Source organism: Microcoleus sp. D3_18_C2, from assembly GCF_036702395.1.
GTDB lineage: Bacteria > Cyanobacteriota > Cyanobacteriia > Cyanobacteriales > Microcoleaceae > Microcoleus.
In genome coordinates this window covers 34,016-51,320 of record NZ_JAUBTG010000017.1, presented here as the reverse complement: position 1 = coordinate 51,320, position 17,305 = coordinate 34,016, and the positions used below count along the sequence as shown (strand labels likewise).

Sequence of the window (17,305 nt, the reverse complement as noted above, 5' to 3'; positions counted from 1 at the left end):
AGTTTGCTTAAACTCGTTAGCGTAAAGGTAAAAATCGCACTTGTCCTTCCCATTCTCCTTCCAGACTGCACTCAGCTATTAGCAAAATTTCCTCGATCGCCAAACCTACAGAAACACGGCGGCTGACTTCAAATAACCCTGGCATCGCAAGACCTGCTTGCATTCGTTCGTAGGCAAAGTTTGTCATAGTTGCTACATCGTGAGTTAGTACCACGCGCCCTTGCTGCGCGGCCCATTCTAAAACAGTTGGGTCGTCTGCTTCGATCAAGCCCATATCTTGAACGCGGACAATATCAACGTCGGGATTTCGCCGCAGAATACCTCGAACAATCTGATTGTTAAAGTTCTCGTCTGCCAATAATCGCAGCATATAACACTACCCTTTTTGGTTGCGTCTGGCTAATAAGCGATCGCGTATTCCAACTGGGTTAAAACGCCTTTCTGCTTCCTGCTGAACTTCTGTGGCAAGACGTTGACGTTCCATCAGATAAGCGTCAACTTCGGATTGGTGTCGCAAGTAGTAGCCGATCGCAAAATAAATATCGGAAAGTTGAAGAGACGGGTACTGTTCCCGGATTTCTTCTGCTGTGCCTCCTTCAAGAAAAGCTGTAATGACTGTATCTAGGGTAATTCGGGTTTGGCTAACCCGGATAACACCGTTTGCATCAGCCACAAGCGGAATTGGTTCAGCCGTAGGAACAAATAGCATTTTAAGATTGATGGCAGTATTAGTTTTCTCTTTTCAGCATAGCAGTCTCCTAGGCTCGATCGCCTTTAGAATCAGAATAACTTCTGGGTTGTGAATTTAGCTTGGCTGTGAGAGGATGTATCAAAAATATGTATTTATGAAACTCAAAATTTTGACGGGGTTCCTGACAGGCTTAGTTGTTTCTGCCAGCACAACAGCGCTCTTTTGTCAACCCAGCCTTGCGGCAAATAATCCCTTTTTTTGCGAGACTATTCCATATATTAGCACTGGGATTCTGAACGGAGAACCTGTTTTAAATCTGATACTATTGTTCCCACAATTCCGGGAGAGATAAAGAAGGACATCGCTACACCAATGCTAGCACCATGAACCAGCATAATTAGCGTTAATTTTTCATTTTGGCGCTCGCTATCTTCAGGCATTCTATATCCTTCACGGCGACGCTCACTTTGAGTTAAAAGCTAACAGCTTGTCAGCTATTAATAAGCTTTTTATGAACGGGCAAGATGCCCGTCCCACAAGAAAATTTACTCTTTGTGGAACAGGCATCTTGCCTGTTCTTGTTTTGTGGAACAGGCATCTTGCCTGTCCTTGTAATTATAACAACCTACGCATTTTTCACTGCCCCACCTGCGATCGCCGTTAAAATGGCCACGCCAAAAGCTAGCCGATACAACACAAATATCCACGTCTTTTGAGTTTGCAGGAACTTCATTAGCCACGCGATCGACAAATAAGAAAACACAAATGATGAAATCGTTCCCACTATCAAAGCTGCAACTCCCGCATCGCTGATTCCTTGTCCCAAATCACCCCTTAATTCCACTAATCCAGCCAGAGTAATTGCCGGAATTCCCAATAAAAAAGAAAACCGCGCGGCGGCGGGTCTTTCCAATCCCATGAACAATCCTGCTGTTAGAGTGGAACCCGATCGCGAACACCCCGGAATCAAGGCGATTGCTTGAGCTGATCCCATCAAAATACCGTCTAAGACAGTTAACTTTTCATAAGTGCGATTGCGCTTGCCAATTTTTTCTGCTATTGCTAACAGTAGCGACATGACGATCGAAGCAATGGCGATACTGGCCAAACTTCTAAGTGGCGAGTTGTCAAAATCTGGAACCAATGCCTTGATTAGCAGCCCAAAAAAGACTATAGGTATTGTTCCCAAAACCAGTGCTACCGCCATTTGAAACTCATGGGATTTGTAGTTGCGCTGCACCAGGGCTTCGACTGCACCAACAGCTATATTTGTCAAGTCTTTCCAGAAATACCAAAGCACTGCGACAATGCTGCCCAACTGAATAACAGCAGTATAAGCAACTCCGGGATCGCCCCATCCCAGGGCGATCGGCACTACCTTCAAATGAGCGCTGCTGCTGATAGGCAAAAACTCTGTTAATCCTTGTACAATTCCTAAAACAAGGGCCTGCGCCAGATTGATTTGAGCCGGCCCGGAAACATCAGCAGCCGGCGTTTGGGCGAGGAGTGCGTCAAGCAAAGCTATCATTAGTTGTAAATTCCCAGTTTTCAGTTTCTAGTTATCACTTGGATTTAACATCTTGCATTATTTTCAGAAGCTACAAGCCCATGCCACCACAAATAAATTTTATTGTGGCGCGGACACTTCCAGCCCGCCCCTAAAAAGCCGATCGCAAATAGTGATCTTGGGCCTGTAGAATCGCCTTGTCGATCGCCACTATCAGCAATTTACGATCGTCGAGCCGAAACTACTTTAACCTACTCAACAACATTTGCCTACATTTTGCTGATAAACTTAGGAAAGTTTTTGCATCTGATTTCGGTTTCCTTACAGCAACTGCCCACAACCTATGATATTTACTGAGAAAAAAAAATCACTTGTTACTGCTGCTTCTGGCATCCGCTGGCTGAGGCGAATCTTGTCAGCCAGTCTTGTAACAGTGGCGATCGCACTTAGCTTCATACTGCTAAGCGGCACGGCCCCAGCCTTGGCAACTCTTACGGACGATCGCTTTGACGGTACAATATTTGCCCTCTACGCCGGCAACGGTTCCCTAGTTCCTCCTAAAGTCAAGATTACAGATTCTTTCAAACGCCATAAACCCGTACTGTTGGTTTTTTACACTGACGACAGCAGCGACTCCAAGCAATACGCGATCGTCGTCTCTCAACTCCAGGAATTTTACGGGCGCGAAGCCGATTTTATGCCCATAACAATTGACTCTTTGCCTCCGCAACCGTCACCCGAAATCACCGAACCAAGCCATTATTACGAAGGTTTCGTACCTCAAACTGTCATCCTAGACCAATCGGGAAAAGTAGTTTTCAATGAAAAAGGACAAATACCATTTGAACAGGTAGATGACGCTTTTCGGAAAGTATTTGACTTGCTGCCTAGAGAAAAATCAATTCCGCTCAAACGCCGTGTTGTGAACGAACTCAATATCGAATTGTCGAAGTAATAGGTAATGGCTAATTCCTAGTGGCTATAGCAATCTTCAATGATTCCTCAACCAGAGTTTTTCGGTCTTATATTGAATAAGGTATGCTGGGGCGCACCTTACATTGATCGTGATACTAATTGGATTGAAAAAGTGACAGGCAGAAGATAGAAGGTAGAATTAAAAATTAAGCTACGGGTAAAGACACGGCATTGCCGTGTCCCTACCAGTATCAAGGCAAAATAGATGTGAACAGTTTAAACTTTAAACAATGAGTAGAACCTTAATTCCTGTGATTCTGGCCGGCGGTAAAGGCGAACGTTTCTGGCCACTAAGTCGCAAACAGCGGCCCAAGCAGTTTTTGAGTCTCGACGGTAGCGGCAAGAGTTTGCTGCAGGCTACTGCGGAAAGACTTTTGGAATTAGGTAACGGTTGGGACGATTTGTGGGTGGTAACGTCGGAAATGTTGGCGGAGGGGGTTCGGGAACAGTTGCCGCTGTTACCGCCGGAGAATTTACTGGCGGAACCGGAGGGCCGGGATACTGCGCCGGCGGTGGCCTGGACTGCTATAGAAACTGCGAAGCGTTACGGTGAGGATGCGGTTGTTGGTTTTTTCCCGGCGGATCACTGGATTGGGGAACCACAGGAGTTTATCAAGACTTTGGAGGCGGCGGCGGAGTTGGCGAAAAATCAGGATGCGATCGCCACTTTGGGAGTCAAGCCGAGTTATGCTTCTACCGGTTACGGCTACATCGAACAAGGCGAGGAAATCGGCAGTTTTGGGGGTTTTCCGGCCTATCGAGTGGCGAGGTTTACGGAAAAGCCCGATCGTACAACTGCGGAAGAATTTGTAGCCAGCGGCAAGTTTAGCTGGAACGGCGGAATTTTTGTATTTCGAGTCGGAACAGTCTTGACAGAACTGCGAAATCATGTACCTGAAATGATGGCAGCTTTGGAAGCAAAAGGGGCGCAGGCGTACTCGGAATTACCCAAAATTAGTATCGATTACGCGCTGATGGAGAAGACGCAAAAGGCTTGTGTTCTGCCCGTAGGCTTTAGCTGGGACGATTTGGGAGATTGGAATGCGATCGGTCGTTTGCTGCAAGGAGATAAGCCGAATTTGGAGTTAGCCAAACACGTCGGAATTGATACGAAAGGTGGCATTTTTTATGCAGCCGATGAGAATGAGGTGATTGTCACCATTGGTTTAGAAGATGTGGTAGTTGTCAGAGATGGCAATGTAACTTTGATTGTAAAAAAGGACAGGACGCAGGAGATTAAACAGGTAATTAAGGTGTTGGGAGAAGATGATAAATTGAAAGATTTATTGTGATAGAAATAGGGCGATTATCAATCGCCCTTTGGAATTACAATAAATCCCGGAAAAAGCGAATTACAAAAAATTATAAAACAGGCTATTTTTCCCGAAGCTGTTAAAGATGTTGAACCGGGCGAGCGTAAAACCCATCATTTAATTGTCTTACAGACTAGACTGAGGTTCGGTTTCCCATATATAATAACTTAAATTATGGAATCGAGCGGTTGAGTACAGAGCGCTATAGAGAAAATAAGCCAATGAACACCTACTTTCAATCCCCTGCGGTCACTCTCTACCAAGGTGACTGCTTAGATGTATTAAAGTCACTGCCTAATAATTGTGTCAATCTAATTCTGACAGACCCCCCCTATCATTCTACTAAAAAAGATAACATTACGGGCGACAAAAGATTTAAAAATGATCCAGAGTACCTTCACTGGTTAGACACTATAGCCGAGCAATGGCAGCGGGTATTAGCTCCCAATGGCTCTCTCTACTGTTTTGCCTCTAATAAAATGGCAGCCAAAATTGAGGTAATGTTAGGTGAAAGATTTAATGTCCTAGCTTCAATTACTTGGACAAAACCCAATGAACCAGGCTATGATGGATGGAAGCAAAAGGCAAAAAAAGAAAGTTTAAGGAGTTGGTATCTTCATTCGGAACGGATTATTTTTGCTGAATCAGCCTCAGCGGAAAACAACAAACAATCAGCTTTTGGTAGCTTGCTCAGAAAAACCCGCGAAGCTGCAGGGATCTCAACTATTCAGCTAACAGAAGCTATTGGTGAGTATGGGAGTGTCAATCACGGTGGTGCAGTATCGAATTGGGAGACCGGCAGAAACATCCCCAGTCCCGAACAATATCAAAAACTGAAATCGGTGTTGTCTAAATTTAGCCCCCAAGTCCCAGAATTACCTGATTATCAAGAAATAATCAGACCTTTTTCTGTAACTGCCGATATACCATACACCGATATTTGGGATTTCCCAACAGTTAGACCTTACCGGGGTAAACACCCAGCAGAAAAGCCATTAGATATGATTACTCATATTATTGAAGCCAGTTCTTATTCGGGTGATATGGTGCTGGATTGCTTTGCAGGTTCAGGTGTTGTTGGACAAGCAGCCCAAATGTTAGGTCGTAAAGCTATGCTGATTGAGATTGAAGAAAGTCTGTGTCACAAAATAACTTTACGGTGTTCTGATATATCACAGCCATTACCAAAGTCTAAAACATCAGAATTTGACTGGAAAAAGGAATTTTTGTTTCAAAACTTATTAAATAATGTGTCTTCGGAAAAATAATTAATTATTTTTCCGTTATTTGTGAGGACTTCTTCCATCCATTTTAATGTGCGTTTAACTCCCCAGTCTCTAGCTGCTGCATTACAGTGATGATGTCCCCATCCCAAATTGTAACGACAGTGATTATATACTCCGGCTTTGAGTTCCTTAACATGAAATAAATTTGCTGTGGTAACTGTCAAATCAGGTACATTTCGACCTTCAGCTTGTTCCACGCGGGACGCCAGCTCTTGAGCTAGGATAGGCTTCAAGCAAAGAGGGCAAACGGTACGCTGTTGGCTATCTATTATCCTGTTTTGCTGAAGTAGCGTAAGATCGCTCAGTCCCATGTCCTGACATTTAGCTTCGATTATTGCCTTGCATTCTTCAGGATTCAGTGTCCCTTCTTCTCGCGCCATATCAATAATTCCCTCGGTTTGCCACACAAGGAAAGATAACTGATATCTAGTAGCTTCTATTTCTGTTTTTGAAGCATACTCATAAATCCTAATTCCTGCCCCTTGACCGCCAGTTTTGCTATCTATGTACCCATGCCTTTCAAGAGAGTCTCCAGGACGGGTAGTATCTGGTACGCGGGCAAGGTATTGACCTCCTAGTGGTGGAATTCGAGAATGGGCGGGATGCCAACCATACTGACTTGGAGGGTAGCGCATCCATTGAGGTCTAGTTTCATAAAATACTAATAAATCTTTTCCTAGCTGTAAGTCTTTTGGTAAATCTAATTTAGAGGTTGGAGGAGTGTCCGAAAAGTATTCCTCTGGATGGGCAAGAACTATGTAACCATTTTCAAATCCTTCGGGTGGTGGGACAACCCCAACTTTCCACGAACTCAGCGGTATTAGGACTGTACTAGATCGGAGGACGCGGTTTTGATAAACAGTATCTTTCTCTGCACCTCTGGTTTGACCTGTCTTTTCAACTTTTCTCGCTATTGCTGCTGGCAGACCAAGTTTATAGCTCAACCGAGTATTTTTAGCTTTAGCATTTTTTTTAGCTGTCACTCTTCTACCTCTATACCATAGTTAGCAAAGAGCTCAGAAATAGATATATCCAGGGCTTTTGTTAGATTGTCAATATTTTCCAAAGATGGATTGCGCTGACCTCTTTCTATGCTCGAAATGTAAGTACGATGAAGTCCTGAAATTTCGGCTAGGTGTTCTTGTGATAGATCGAGTTCTCGCCGACGCCGCCTTATGGCTTTTCCAAAACGCTTTTTGATATCTATTTCACTTTTTTGCTTCAAGGTACAATTATCAAAAAATGTAGACAATAAATCTACAGACTATAAATAAACTTTTATAGACAATAAGTCTACAGATTATAAGTCAATTAATGAATACTATAAGTAACAAAACGGTCTGAAAATGTTTCCGAGACGAGGAAATTCTCAACAGCAATTCTGCTACCCAAAATACGCGCGTGCGAAGCTATCCCGTAGGGAATCGCGCCCCATTCGCACCACCCCCAAGTTATTCCCCAAGACACTGGTCAGCTTGGTCAACAGCGCTATCCTAGTAGTTATATAGCCCTTAAACCCGATCGACCCGGAGGCCCCTTGTTTAGCCTAGTTCAAAACAATTCTCGCAAAGGAGAAATTCTAGAGGTCGTCTTCCGCAACGGTTGGGACTACATGAAAAGCCTCCTAACCGGCCGCAAAACCGACGCACCCAGTCTCCCAACTCCAGCAGTTCTCCGCAACATCCTCGTCGAATTAGGCCCAGTATTTGTCAAATTGGGTCAATTGCTGAGCACCCGTCCTGACCTTTTACCCGCCAGCTATATCGAAACTCTCTCCACGCTACAAGCGGAAGTGCCGCCCGTACCGTGGTCGCAAGTAGAAGCAATCGTCCGCCAGGAACTCACACAATCTCTCGAAAATACCTTCGCCAAATTTAACACCGAAGCCATCGCAGCAGGTTCGATCGCCCAAACCCACAAAGCTACCTTAAAAGACGGCCGCGAAGTCGCCCTCAAAGTTCAGCGCCCCGGTATTGATATTGTCATCGAACAAGACATCGCCGTACTGCGAGGTTTGGCAGAACTTGTCATGCTCACAGACTTCGGTCAACAATACGATATTGTCGCCTTAGCAGAAGAATTTGCGATCGCCCTGCGTGCAGAACTAGACTTCATTCAAGAAGCCAGCTACACAGACGAACTGCGCCGCAATTTATCTAAAAGTAAATGGTTTGACCCCACACAAGTGGTCTTACCAGAAATTAACTGGGAGTTAACTACAAAAAAACTCTTAGTCATGGAGTGGCTGAACGGAGTCCCGATTTTGTTAGGCGATTTGCAAGGAATTCGCCACAAAGGAGATATAAATGCCGAACGCGAAGAAATTACAACGCTACTTTGCCGCGTTTTCTTCCAGCAGTTATATATCGACGGATTCTTTCACGCAGACCCGCATCCCGGCAATTTATTTTATCTCAAAGACGGCCGCATAGCTTTGCTAGACTGCGGCATGGTCGGCAGATTAGACCCGCGCACTCAGCAGAATTTGACAGAAATGTTGCTGGCAATTGTCGATTTAGACGCTCAGCGCTGCGCTCAATTAACTTTGGAAATGGCCGAATTTGCTCAGCCGACAAGTTTAGTTAATCTAGAGAACGATTTGGCTCGAATGCTACGCAAGTATTACAATGTTAGCTTGTCGCAAATGAACTTGTCGGAAATATTTTATGAGGTGCTGGAAATCACCCGCAAAAATAAAATTCGGCTGCCCAGCAATCTCGGTTTGTATGCAAAAACTCTAGCTAATTTGGAAGGACTGGCGCGCTCTTTTAATCCCCGATTTAATATTGTAGAGCAGGTCAAACCGCTGATGACCGATATGTTTCGGCGTCAGTTATTAGGAGACGATCCGATCCAAGCTCTGCTGAGAACTGCCCTGGATCTGAAAAGCTTATCTTTGCAATCTCCGCGACAGGTGGAAGTGCTTTTAGACCGAGTTACTTCGGAAACTTTGAAGTGGAACTTGACACTAAAAGAACTCGATCCGCTACGCCGCACTCTGGGGGATTCTGCGAACCGACTTTCTTTTAGTATTGTCGTGGGTTCGCTGATTGTGGGGGCGGCAATTATTTCTTCTAACGCACAAACTTCTCAGCTATCTTTTCTGAGCACTGGTTTGTTTGGGGCGGCGAGTTTTTTGGGTTTTTGGTTGATTATTAGCATTCTCAGGTCAGGGCGTTTGCGAAGTTGATTGAAAACGGGAAATGGGGAAAGTCAGGAGATATAGCAATTCTTTCGGGAAACACGAAACTGAGTTTTTTTGTGAAGGAACCGCGAAGACTCTCTTGACGCGAATGTTGAGAAGAGAAGAGAAAAATTTCACAATTTATGCCAGGAGTGCTATGGCATCCTCAACTATTAAGCAACATCTCTGACTTAAGATAGGCGATCGCCCGCAGCCGCTGAGTCTAAGCTAGAAATTATAGTTAGATCGAGTTTTGAGGGAGTAAAGTCTCTCAAAACTTGATAACTAAGGACTTCAGTCCTTATTACAAACCTATTTTGCGATCGAAATAGAGCTAGGTGTTATTTTAAATGAGCAATATTAACCAAGTATTGGAAAAAGACAAATTGCCGGAATTGGGATTAGTCTGTATTACAACATCCAATGAAGTTCGCTTTCGCACAGTCACGCGGAAGCGACTTTTACAGCTTTCGGAAACTGAACAAGAAACGGTATTGCGCGAGCTTTATACAGACAACTTAAAGCGGCTTGACAAAGCGATCGACTTCTGTTCCGTTAATCAGATTAAGCTCTACCGCATGACTTCTGCACTGTTCCCTTTTGCAGATACAGATTTGGGGGAAGCAGTGCTACACTCCATGACTGAAGAATTGCGGAAGACGGGCGATCGCGCTCTTTCTTTAGGCATCCGCTTGGTACTCCACCCGGATCAATTTGTCGTCCTCAGTTCCGACAAGGTTTCTGTGGTTGAAAACAGCATTAAAATTCTCGCGACTCATGCTTTAATTTTAGATATGTTGGGACAGCCCCGATCGCCCCTGGCACTGATGAACATTCACGGCGGCAAGAGCGATCGCATTTCGCAGCTCAAGTCTGTCATCCGCGATTTACCCGAATCAATTCGATCGCGCTTAACCTTTGAAAATGACGAATACGCTTACAGTTCCTCGGAAATTTTAGAAGTTTGTCTCGATACCGGCGTACCAATGGTTTTTGACGCCCACCACCACGTCATTCACGAACATTTAGAAACTTACGACGATCCCAGCGTTGCCGAAATGCTCGCAGCCGCCCGCACAACTTGGTCTGTTCCTGAATGGCAATTAGTGCATATATCGAATGGCAGAGAATTTTTTGCCGATCCGCGCCACAGCGATTTAATTACAGAAATGCCTAATTGCTATTATCAAGCTCCTTGGATTGAAGTAGAAGCTAAATTCAAAGAATTAGCTATTGACAAGTTGCGCGCCGAATGGTTGTCGGCGAAGGTTCCACAATTTAGCAATGTCTCTTAGGGTGGGGTTTTACCAACAATAATTGCCTAAAACAAATCATCTCGAAAATTCACCCGCACCCAACGGTAAATCACAAGAACAGGCAAGATGCCTGTTCCACAAAGAATGAATTTTCTTGTGGGGTGTCCCGCAAGAACAGGCAAGATGCCTGTTCCACAAAGAATGAATTTTCTTGTGGGGTATCCCGCAAGAACAGGCAGGATGCCTGTTTCACAAAGAATGAATTTTCTTGTGGGGTATCCCGCAAGAACAGGCAAGATGCCTGTTCCACAAAGAATGAATTTTCTTGTGGGGTGTCCCGCAAGAACAGGCAAGATGCCTGTTCCACAAAGAATGAATTTTCTTGTGGGGTGGGCGTCTCGCCCGCCCGGTTTAGTCCGACAATCCGACAGGGGTTTTTAACCCCTGTCTCATAGTTAAAGTCCTCTAAAAGAGGACTAAAATAGATAGATATTGAGCTCATATTTCCAGTCGGTTTTAACCGACTTTAGCTTTGAGGCAGGGGTTTCAACCCATGCCGGACTGCCGGATTACCCGACTGTCGAACTGCCGGAATCGGTAAAAACCGCGTTAATACAACTATAAAATTATGTGCGGAAGATTCACTTTAACTACTTCAGGTCAAATCATCGCCGAATTATTCAAACTGTCGGGAGTTCCAGACATCAAACCGCGATACAATATCGCCCCAACTCAATCAGTTGCCACAGTCACAGTTGAACCAGAAAAAATGCAGCGACATTTTCAATTTATGCGCTGGGGTCTGATTCCAAGTTGGGCAAAAGACATGAAAATAGGCAGTCGCATGATTAATGCGCGATCGGAAACTGTAGCCGAAAAACCTGCTTTTCGCAGCGCCATTAAGCACAGGCGATGTTTGATAGTGGCTGACGGTTTCTACGAATGGCAACAGCAGGGAAAGAACAAACAGCCTTACTATTTTCAAAAGGCAGACGGCGAACCTTTTGCTTTTGCCGGTTTGTGGGAAAATTGGGAATCTCCTGAAACAGAAAACATTGTATCTTGCACTATAATTACTACCGCTGCTAACGAAACAGTGCAGCCGCTGCACGATCGAATGCCCGTGATTCTCCCCGACAGCGATTGGGAACAGTGGCTCGATCCTGCTGTTAAAAATGCTCGGGAAGTTTTGCCCTTGTTAAAGCCCTATGCTTCCGAAGCGATGAAAGCAAAGGCCGTAAGTGCGATCGTCAATAGTCCAACTAGAGACAGTCCCGAATGTATTAGCGATCGACAATAAATCATTGCAGCCGACAAAACCGAGATAGTTTGAGTTATGATGTAAAATGATGTTTGAGTTGTAGCTTGGGTTTTCTCAAGATCAGTTTAACTCTGTTGTTATTTGCTCAAACACTTTTAAATCTTAACATCAGTTAGAAGACAAAAAATATGATCGGATATGTTACACTCGGTACCAACGATATTGAAACGGCAGCCAAGTTTTATGATGCTTTGCTGGCTGAAATTGGCGCTCGACGATTCATGGAATTCGACGGATTTATCGCATGGAGCGTTTCTCCAGAGGAACCAGCACTTGCTATTATAAAACCCTATGATGGTAACACAGCAACTGTTGGCAATGGAGTCATGATAGCTCTTCAGGTTGACAGTCCAGAAAAAGTTAACTTAGTTTATAACAAAGCGATCGAACTTGGGGCTAAGGATGAAGGGCCAGCAGGACCAAGAGGCGCGTTACCGGGGTTTTATGCGGGATATTTTCGCGATCTTGATGGGAATAAGCTGAACGTGTTTTGTTTGACATCCACCCCGCCGTAGAACGGCGAGGATTCCCAAACCTCAAGATTTAGGTTTCTGCTTCTGTCCCTTACGGGGTTTCGCACCTGCCTTAACAGATTTACTCTGTTCGGGTCTTACAGTCGCTCCACAGACTGCCACGGCAAGCCCTGCCGCCAAAATATTCTTTGCCGCGTTGATGTCTCGGTCATGGTGTGTCCCGCAATTAGGACAATCCCATTCCCGGATATTCAACGGCATCTTGTCAACGATGTGTCCGCAATTGCCACACCGTTTTGAACTCGGAAACCATCGGTCAATCTTAATTAAAGTACGACCGTACCACTTACACTTGTATTCAAGTTGCCTGACCAATTCGCCCCAACTTGCATCACTTATGGCCAGGGCAAGGTTGGGATTTTTAATCATGTTCTTCACAGCCAAATTCTCGACGGCGATGGTTTGGTTTTCGCGCACCAACCGCGTTGTTAACTTGTGAAGGTTATCTTTTCTTGCATCAGCAATTTCTTGATGTACTTTCGCTACTTTGAGTCGTGCTTTGTAACGGTTGTTTGACCCTTTCTGTTTCCGGCTTAAAGCTTTCTGCGCTCTTCTAAGTTTGCGATATTTTGCCTTGAATCCTTTGGGATTGGCAATCTTTTCACCAGTGCTAAGAGCGAGTAAACTTGTAATGCCCAAGTCAATACCAACTTGACTGCCTGACTGAGGTAATGCTTCAATTTCAACATTCACCAACAGGGAAACTGACCACCTACCAGAGGGTGAAAGCTTCACCGTAATGGTTGATGGTCGGCAACCGACAGGTAGCATCCGGCTCCAACGAATTGGCAACGGGTCGGCACACTTTGCTAAGTAAACTTGTCCATCCTTAAACTTGAAAGCAGATTTGGTAAACTCTGCGCTACCACCATTGCGTTTTTTCTTGAAGTTGGGATATTTCGCCCGCCCATCAAAAAAATTGGTGTAAGCCGTTTGTAAATGTCGCAAGCATTGCTGTAACGGTACGCAGCTAACTTCCGACAGAAAATCTAACTCTTCTGTTTTCTTCCATTCGGTTAGCATTGAAGAGGTTTCAGCATACCCTACCCGTTTTTGGTCTTTGTACCATGCCTCGGTTCTTACGGCTAAGGCACGGTTGTATACTAAACGAGCGCAACCCATTGTCCGTCGCAACAAACTCTCTTGTTCCGGAGTTGGGTAGAATCGATAGCTGAAGGCTTTGAGCGTCATGCTCACAGTCTAACACTTCGATTGTGATATTGTGCTAGACTCAATGTAAAATCTTTGTAAAGCCGTCAAACGAAGGACGGGGTTTCAAACCCAAATTTCTGATGACAGGGCCAAACACTTAAGATTTTTATCTTTCGTGAGGCGAGCCGAAAAAAAGCTATTTCCGATTGTTAGTTATTAGTTATCAATCCATAAATAAGAGTTGATAACTAATAACTAATAGTTAATGACTAATAACTAGATTAACTGTCGTATATCCGCGCTTCAGCAGCCTCTGGATTTTCCTCGCAATACTGGTCAAAAGCCGTTTTTTCCAGCTTCATCGATCGCTGGTGAGAAGCCTCAGCCTGCATTTCTTCTACAATATCCCAGGCTACCGCGCACTCTCTAGAGGTAGCGCCTTTTTCGGCACAGATACTTCTGGCATCCGCGATCGCCTGTTCGATTTCTTCGTCAAATAAAACACTCTTCGGCTTCTCAAGAAAATCGCTTTTTGTCAATATATCCGTGACCGAAATAATGCCCACTAGCTCGTCCTTAATCACCGGCGCCCGGCGGATGCGGGTATTCGCGAACAACCTAGCCACATATTCCACCCCCAAGTCAGGATTGACCGTAATGCAAGGTTTGGTCATAATCTCGAAGACGCGGACTTTTTTCGGGTCTACTCCGTAGGCTGCTACTTTATAGACAATATCCGTTTCTGTCACAATGCCATAGGCATCTTGTTCGTGGCGACGTTCCACAATCAACGCGCGCAAACACAAATCGTTCATCATCGCCACCGCTTCAGCTACCGTTGCTGAACCGCGAATGGTAACAACATCTGTGGTCATAATATCTTGGGCTTTCATCATCATTGTTTTTTGCTTACGGCTCATAAAGTCTACTGCGTCGCGATTTGGGGCTGTCCATTTGATTTGCGATCGTCATTAGGACTTACCCTCACAAACCCGGTTTCTACCAAAATTTTGGGTTTAGTAACGATAAATTCCGGGTTAGCAACCGGGTTTCTGAGAAATCGTGCATCGCAAACTAATCATAAAACCTTTAACGGCACTCGGAATGACAACTTGCCTGAAACAGCCCGTCGCAGCCCCGGAACCTCTGGAGTCCGCGATTTAGCGTTCAGACGGCAGGGCTGTTTCATTCTCTTGTAGGGGCCGTGCTACCCCTACTCCCCGTGCCGGCCCTCTTGGTCGGATCTTTGAGCTTGTTGGACTCAGATTTTCCAGCCCCAGTCTCAAAGAAGCAAAAGTTAACACAAACTAAGCAACTGCTTGCGCTCGCACAGATCCCCGCCTCTGATAAACTTGATGGCTGGGAGTGCAAAAGAGCACAAGGCACGCATCAGCAGTTGGGAGGATCTAGTTCGTGGACAATGTAATCGGTTTAGAGATTATCGAAGTAGTTGAGCAGGCAGCCATCGCTTCCGCTCGCTTGATGGGCAAAGGCGAAAAAGATGAAGCCGACAGAGTGGCTGTAGAAGCCATGCGGGAGCGCATGAACAAAATTCATATGCGCGGCCGCATCGTGATCGGCGAAGGCGAGCGCGATGACGCACCCATGCTTTACATCGGTGAACAAGTAGGTATTTGTACCCGCGAAGATGCCAAAGATGTCTGCAACATAGATGAATTGATCGAAATTGACATCGCTGTTGACCCCTGCGAAGGTACTAACCTGGTTGCTTACGGTCAAAACGGTTCGATGGCAGTTTTGGCAATCTCTGAAAAAGGTGGTTTGTTTGCGGCACCGGATTTCTACATGAACAAATTGGCTGCTCCTGCGGCTGCTAAGAATCATGTAGATATTCGCAAAACGCCCACTCAAAACCTCAAAATTATCTCTGATTGTCTCAGCCGCAGTATTGAAGATTTGGTGGTGGTGGTCATGGATCGCCCCCGACACAAAGATTTAATTAATGAAATTCGGCAAGCGGGTGCAAGAGTTCGGCTGATCAGCGACGGCGACGTTTCGGCAGCGATTTCTTGCGCGTTTTCTGGTTCCAACATCCACGCACTTATGGGTATTGGCGCAGCACCCGAAGGCGTGATTTCTGCAGCGGCAATGCGCTGCTTGGGCGGTCACTTCCAAGGGCAGTTAATTTACGATCCGGCTGTTGTAAAAACTGGTTTGATCGGTGAAAGCAAAGAGAGCAATATCGCCCGCCTGAAAGAGATGGGCATCACAGACCCAGACAAGATTTACAATGCTGAAGAGCTGGCATCTGGAGAAACAGTTCTGTTTGCAGCTTGCGGGATTACTCCCGGAACGCTGATGAATGGAGTTCGCTTCTTTGGCGGCGGCGCTCGCACTGAAAGTTTGGTAATTTCTTCTCAGTCGAAAACGGCTCGATTTGTGGATACAATCCATATGTTTGACCAGCCGAAATCTCTGCAATTGAATTAGTGATTAGTTAGTGGTTAACAGTTAAATGTTAACAATTAACAGTTAACGGTGAACAGTCACCAGTGATTAGCAATTAGCGATAAACTAAGAACTAATAACAGGTGACTGTTAACAACTAAGAAAGAAATAGTGACAAATCACAGATATGAATATTGCAGTCGTAGGTCTCAGCCACAAAACAGCGCCGGTAGAAGTTCGCGAAAAACTGAGCATTCCAGAACAGAAAGTTGAAGCCGCGATCGCCCAATTGCGCGGCTACCCGCACGTTCAAGAGGTTGCCATCCTCAGCACTTGCAACCGCTTAGAGATTTATATTGTTACCCGCGAGTCGGAACCTGGTGTGCGAGAGGTTATTCAGTTCCTTTCCGAATTCAGTAAAGTTCCTTTGCAGTCTTTGCGCCCTCACCTGTTTATTTTGCTGCACGAAGATGCGGTGATGCACTTGATGCGAGTGGCTTCTGGCCTCGACAGTTTGGTGCTCGGAGAAGGACAAATTTTGGCTCAGGTGAAACAAACTCACAAACTCGCCCAGCAGTACAAAGGTGTAGGCAGAATTTTAGAGCGCTTGTTCAAGCAAGCTCTCACAGCAGGGAAACGAGTTCGCACGGAAACTAGCATCGGTACTGGTGCAGTTTCGATTAGTTCGGCGGCGGCAGAATTGGCTCAAATGAAGGGTCAGCATTTAGCAAGCAGCAAAATTGCCATTATCGGTGCTGGCAAAATGTCGCGGCTTTTGGTGCAGCATTTGCTCTCCAAAGGAGCTAGCCATATTTCGATCGTTAACCGCTCTGTGCGGGGCGCCCTGGAGTTGGCCGGTCAGTTTAAAGATGCTCAACTGCACCTGTATCAGCTATCGGAAATGATGCAGGTAATTGCTAGTTCTGACTTGGTTTTTACCAGTACGGCAGCTACCGATCCACTGTTAAATAAAGCTAAATTGGAAGCGGTTTTAGATCCGAATCGCCCTTTGATGTTGGTGGATATTTCTGTGCCGCGCAACATTGACTCGGATGCAAACGAACTCACTAATGTGCGATCGTTTAATGTGGACGACTTGAAAGCAGTGGTAGCTCAAAATCACGAAACCCGTCGCAAAATGGCAATGGAAGCTCAGGGCTTGCTGGAACAGGAAGTAGAGGCTTTTGATCTCTGGTGGCGCAGTCTGGAAACCGTTCCTACTATTAGCTGTTTGCGGGATAAGATAGAATTGATTCGGGAACAAGAGTTAGAAAAAGCTTTATCGCGTCTTGGTTCGGAATTTTCGGAGAAACATCAAGATGTGATTGAATCTTTAACAAGGGGGATTGTGAATAAGATTTTGCACGATCCGATGGTACAGTTACGCGCTCAGCAGGATATTGAGGCGCGGCGGCAAGCGATGCAAACTTTGCAAACACTGTTTAATTTGGATGTGGATGTCAATCAGCAGTACAGCTAGTTTGTCATTGGTCATTAGTCATTAGTCATTAGTCAGTTGACCCGAAAGCAGGAGTCATATTATGCCCGGTCAATTACCATGAATAAAAATGCCTCCAACCCTGGCGGCAAAAGTATCATTCGGGAAGGTAAATTGCTCGAACATGATATAAGTTACAGCATATTCCATGTATATGTAGTACACACTATATTGTAGTAA

Annotated in this window: 18 protein-coding genes; 9 read left to right on the top strand and 9 right to left on the bottom strand. The window is 45.2% G+C overall.

The features are described from left to right. Positions 1–16 precede the first annotated feature (16 nt). The 4 genes from QUA88_RS13135 to QUA88_RS13120 all read right to left on the bottom strand — a co-directional run bounded on the left by QUA88_RS13135 (position 17) and on the right by QUA88_RS13120 (position 2,219). Positions 17–370 (bottom strand): DUF5615 family PIN-like protein, encoded by a 354-nt coding sequence (locus QUA88_RS13135; protein ID WP_333055817.1) that lies wholly within the window; start codon positions 368–370, stop codon positions 17–19. Between the two features lie 6 nt (positions 371–376). Then, positions 377–709, bottom strand: coding sequence for a DUF433 domain-containing protein (locus QUA88_RS13130; protein WP_333055818.1), 333 nt, complete (start codon positions 707–709; stop codon positions 377–379). A 260-nt stretch (positions 710–969) separates the two neighbouring features. Next, a complete protein-coding gene (locus QUA88_RS13125; protein ID WP_333055819.1) occupies positions 970–1,131 on the bottom strand; it encodes a hypothetical protein in 162 nt (53 codons plus the stop codon). A 185-nt stretch (positions 1,132–1,316) separates the two neighbouring features. After that, complete coding sequence (locus QUA88_RS13120) at positions 1,317–2,219, bottom strand: undecaprenyl-diphosphate phosphatase (RefSeq protein WP_333055820.1); 903 nt, start codon at positions 2,217–2,219, stop codon at positions 1,317–1,319. Between the two features lie 322 nt (positions 2,220–2,541). Between QUA88_RS13120 and QUA88_RS13115 the strand changes: the two genes are divergently transcribed. The 3 genes from QUA88_RS13115 to QUA88_RS13105 all read left to right on the top strand — a co-directional run bounded on the left by QUA88_RS13115 (position 2,542) and on the right by QUA88_RS13105 (position 5,754). Further along, on the top strand, positions 2,542–3,153 hold the full coding sequence (locus tag QUA88_RS13115) for a thylakoid membrane photosystem I accumulation factor (RefSeq protein ID WP_333055821.1): 612 nt from the start codon (positions 2,542–2,544) through the stop codon (positions 3,151–3,153). A 250-nt stretch (positions 3,154–3,403) separates the two neighbouring features. Then, positions 3,404–4,465, top strand: coding sequence for a mannose-1-phosphate guanylyltransferase (locus QUA88_RS13110; protein WP_333055822.1), 1,062 nt, complete (start codon positions 3,404–3,406; stop codon positions 4,463–4,465). 242 nt (positions 4,466–4,707) lie between these two features. Then, complete coding sequence (locus tag QUA88_RS13105) at positions 4,708–5,754, top strand: site-specific DNA-methyltransferase (RefSeq protein ID WP_333055823.1); 1,047 nt, start codon at positions 4,708–4,710, stop codon at positions 5,752–5,754. Here the strand turns inward: QUA88_RS13105 and QUA88_RS13100 are convergent. Together QUA88_RS13100 and QUA88_RS13095 are read right to left on the bottom strand one after the other, a co-directional pair. Next, a complete protein-coding gene (locus tag QUA88_RS13100; RefSeq protein WP_333055824.1) occupies positions 5,718–6,755 on the bottom strand; it encodes a BstXI family restriction endonuclease in 1,038 nt (345 codons plus the stop codon). The two genes, QUA88_RS13105 and QUA88_RS13100, sit on opposite strands and share 37 nt — an antisense overlap. After that, positions 6,752–7,024, bottom strand: coding sequence for a helix-turn-helix transcriptional regulator (locus QUA88_RS13095; RefSeq protein ID WP_333055825.1), 273 nt, complete (start codon positions 7,022–7,024; stop codon positions 6,752–6,754). Before QUA88_RS13095 ends, QUA88_RS13100 begins: the two co-directional genes overlap by 4 nt. Positions 7,025–7,309: 285 nt before the next feature. Here QUA88_RS13095 and QUA88_RS13090 point away from each other — a divergent pair, with 285 nt between their 5' ends. Next, complete coding sequence (locus QUA88_RS13090) at positions 7,310–8,962, top strand: AarF/ABC1/UbiB kinase family protein (RefSeq protein WP_333055826.1); 1,653 nt, start codon at positions 7,310–7,312, stop codon at positions 8,960–8,962. Positions 8,963–9,306: 344 nt separating this feature from the next. Next, positions 9,307–10,251, top strand: a complete 945-nt coding sequence (gene uvsE / locus QUA88_RS13085) for a UV DNA damage repair endonuclease UvsE (RefSeq protein WP_333272051.1) — start codon at positions 9,307–9,309, stop codon at positions 10,249–10,251. A gap of 70 nt (positions 10,252–10,321) precedes the next feature. On the opposite strand, the gene QUA88_RS13080 is transcribed toward uvsE, so the two are convergent. Then, positions 10,322–10,714: a hypothetical protein gene (locus QUA88_RS13080; protein ID WP_333263083.1), complete on the bottom strand. Its 393-nt coding sequence runs from the start codon at positions 10,712–10,714 to the stop codon at positions 10,322–10,324. 126 nt (positions 10,715–10,840) lie between these two features. Between QUA88_RS13080 and QUA88_RS13075 the strand changes: the two genes are divergently transcribed. Both QUA88_RS13075 and QUA88_RS13070 read left to right on the top strand, forming a co-directional pair. Further along, positions 10,841–11,512, top strand: a complete 672-nt coding sequence (locus QUA88_RS13075) for an SOS response-associated peptidase (protein WP_333210799.1) — start codon at positions 10,841–10,843, stop codon at positions 11,510–11,512. Between the two features lie 149 nt (positions 11,513–11,661). Continuing rightward, the gene (locus QUA88_RS13070; protein ID WP_333055830.1) at positions 11,662–12,048 is read left to right on the top strand and encodes a VOC family protein; all 387 of its coding nucleotides are present in this window, start codon (positions 11,662–11,664) and stop codon (positions 12,046–12,048) included. A gap of 21 nt (positions 12,049–12,069) precedes the next feature. Here the strand turns inward: QUA88_RS13070 and QUA88_RS13065 are convergent, their stop codons facing one another. Both QUA88_RS13065 and QUA88_RS13060 read right to left on the bottom strand, forming a co-directional pair. Continuing rightward, positions 12,070–13,257, bottom strand: a complete 1,188-nt coding sequence (locus QUA88_RS13065; RefSeq protein WP_333055831.1) for an RNA-guided endonuclease TnpB family protein — start codon at positions 13,255–13,257, stop codon at positions 12,070–12,072. A gap of 242 nt (positions 13,258–13,499) precedes the next feature. Continuing rightward, complete coding sequence (locus tag QUA88_RS13060; RefSeq protein ID WP_333055870.1) at positions 13,500–14,117, bottom strand: CP12 domain-containing protein; 618 nt, start codon at positions 14,115–14,117, stop codon at positions 13,500–13,502. A gap of 514 nt (positions 14,118–14,631) precedes the next feature. Here QUA88_RS13060 and glpX point away from each other — a divergent pair. Further along, entirely contained in the window at positions 14,632–15,669 is a 1,038-nt protein-coding gene (gene glpX, locus QUA88_RS13055) for a class II fructose-bisphosphatase (RefSeq protein WP_333055832.1), read from the top strand. 145 nt (positions 15,670–15,814) lie between these two features. Continuing rightward, positions 15,815–17,107 carry a glutamyl-tRNA reductase gene (locus tag QUA88_RS13050; RefSeq protein ID WP_333055833.1) on the top strand — a complete coding sequence of 431 codons (1,293 nt, stop codon included), beginning with the start codon at positions 15,815–15,817 and terminating at the stop codon, positions 17,105–17,107. Positions 17,108–17,305: the final 198 nt, after the last annotated feature.

Coding starts and splice junctions, on each gene's coding strand:
- QUA88_RS13135 (WP_333055817.1), bottom strand. CDS start 370: ATGCTGCGATTATTGGCAGACGAGAACTTTAACAATCAGATTGTTCGA.
- QUA88_RS13130 (WP_333055818.1), bottom strand. CDS start 709: ATGCTATTTGTTCCTACGGCTGAACCAATTCCGCTTGTGGCTGATGCA.
- QUA88_RS13125 (WP_333055819.1), bottom strand. CDS start 1,131: ATGCCTGAAGATAGCGAGCGCCAAAATGAAAAATTAACGCTAATTATG.
- QUA88_RS13120 (WP_333055820.1), bottom strand. CDS start 2,219: ATGATAGCTTTGCTTGACGCACTCCTCGCCCAAACGCCGGCTGCTGAT.
- QUA88_RS13115 (WP_333055821.1), top strand. CDS start 2,542: ATGATATTTACTGAGAAAAAAAAATCACTTGTTACTGCTGCTTCTGGC.
- QUA88_RS13110 (WP_333055822.1), top strand. CDS start 3,404: ATGAGTAGAACCTTAATTCCTGTGATTCTGGCCGGCGGTAAAGGCGAA.
- QUA88_RS13105 (WP_333055823.1), top strand. CDS start 4,708: ATGAACACCTACTTTCAATCCCCTGCGGTCACTCTCTACCAAGGTGAC.
- uvsE (WP_333272051.1), top strand. CDS start 9,307: ATGAGCAATATTAACCAAGTATTGGAAAAAGACAAATTGCCGGAATTG.
- QUA88_RS13080 (WP_333263083.1), bottom strand. CDS start 10,714: ATGAGCTCAATATCTATCTATTTTAGTCCTCTTTTAGAGGACTTTAAC.
- QUA88_RS13075 (WP_333210799.1), top strand. CDS start 10,841: ATGTGCGGAAGATTCACTTTAACTACTTCAGGTCAAATCATCGCCGAA.
- QUA88_RS13070 (WP_333055830.1), top strand. CDS start 11,662: ATGATCGGATATGTTACACTCGGTACCAACGATATTGAAACGGCAGCC.
- QUA88_RS13065 (WP_333055831.1), bottom strand. CDS start 13,257: ATGACGCTCAAAGCCTTCAGCTATCGATTCTACCCAACTCCGGAACAA.
- QUA88_RS13060 (WP_333055870.1), bottom strand. CDS start 14,117: ATGATGATGAAAGCCCAAGATATTATGACCACAGATGTTGTTACCATT.
- QUA88_RS13050 (WP_333055833.1), top strand. CDS start 15,815: ATGAATATTGCAGTCGTAGGTCTCAGCCACAAAACAGCGCCGGTAGAA.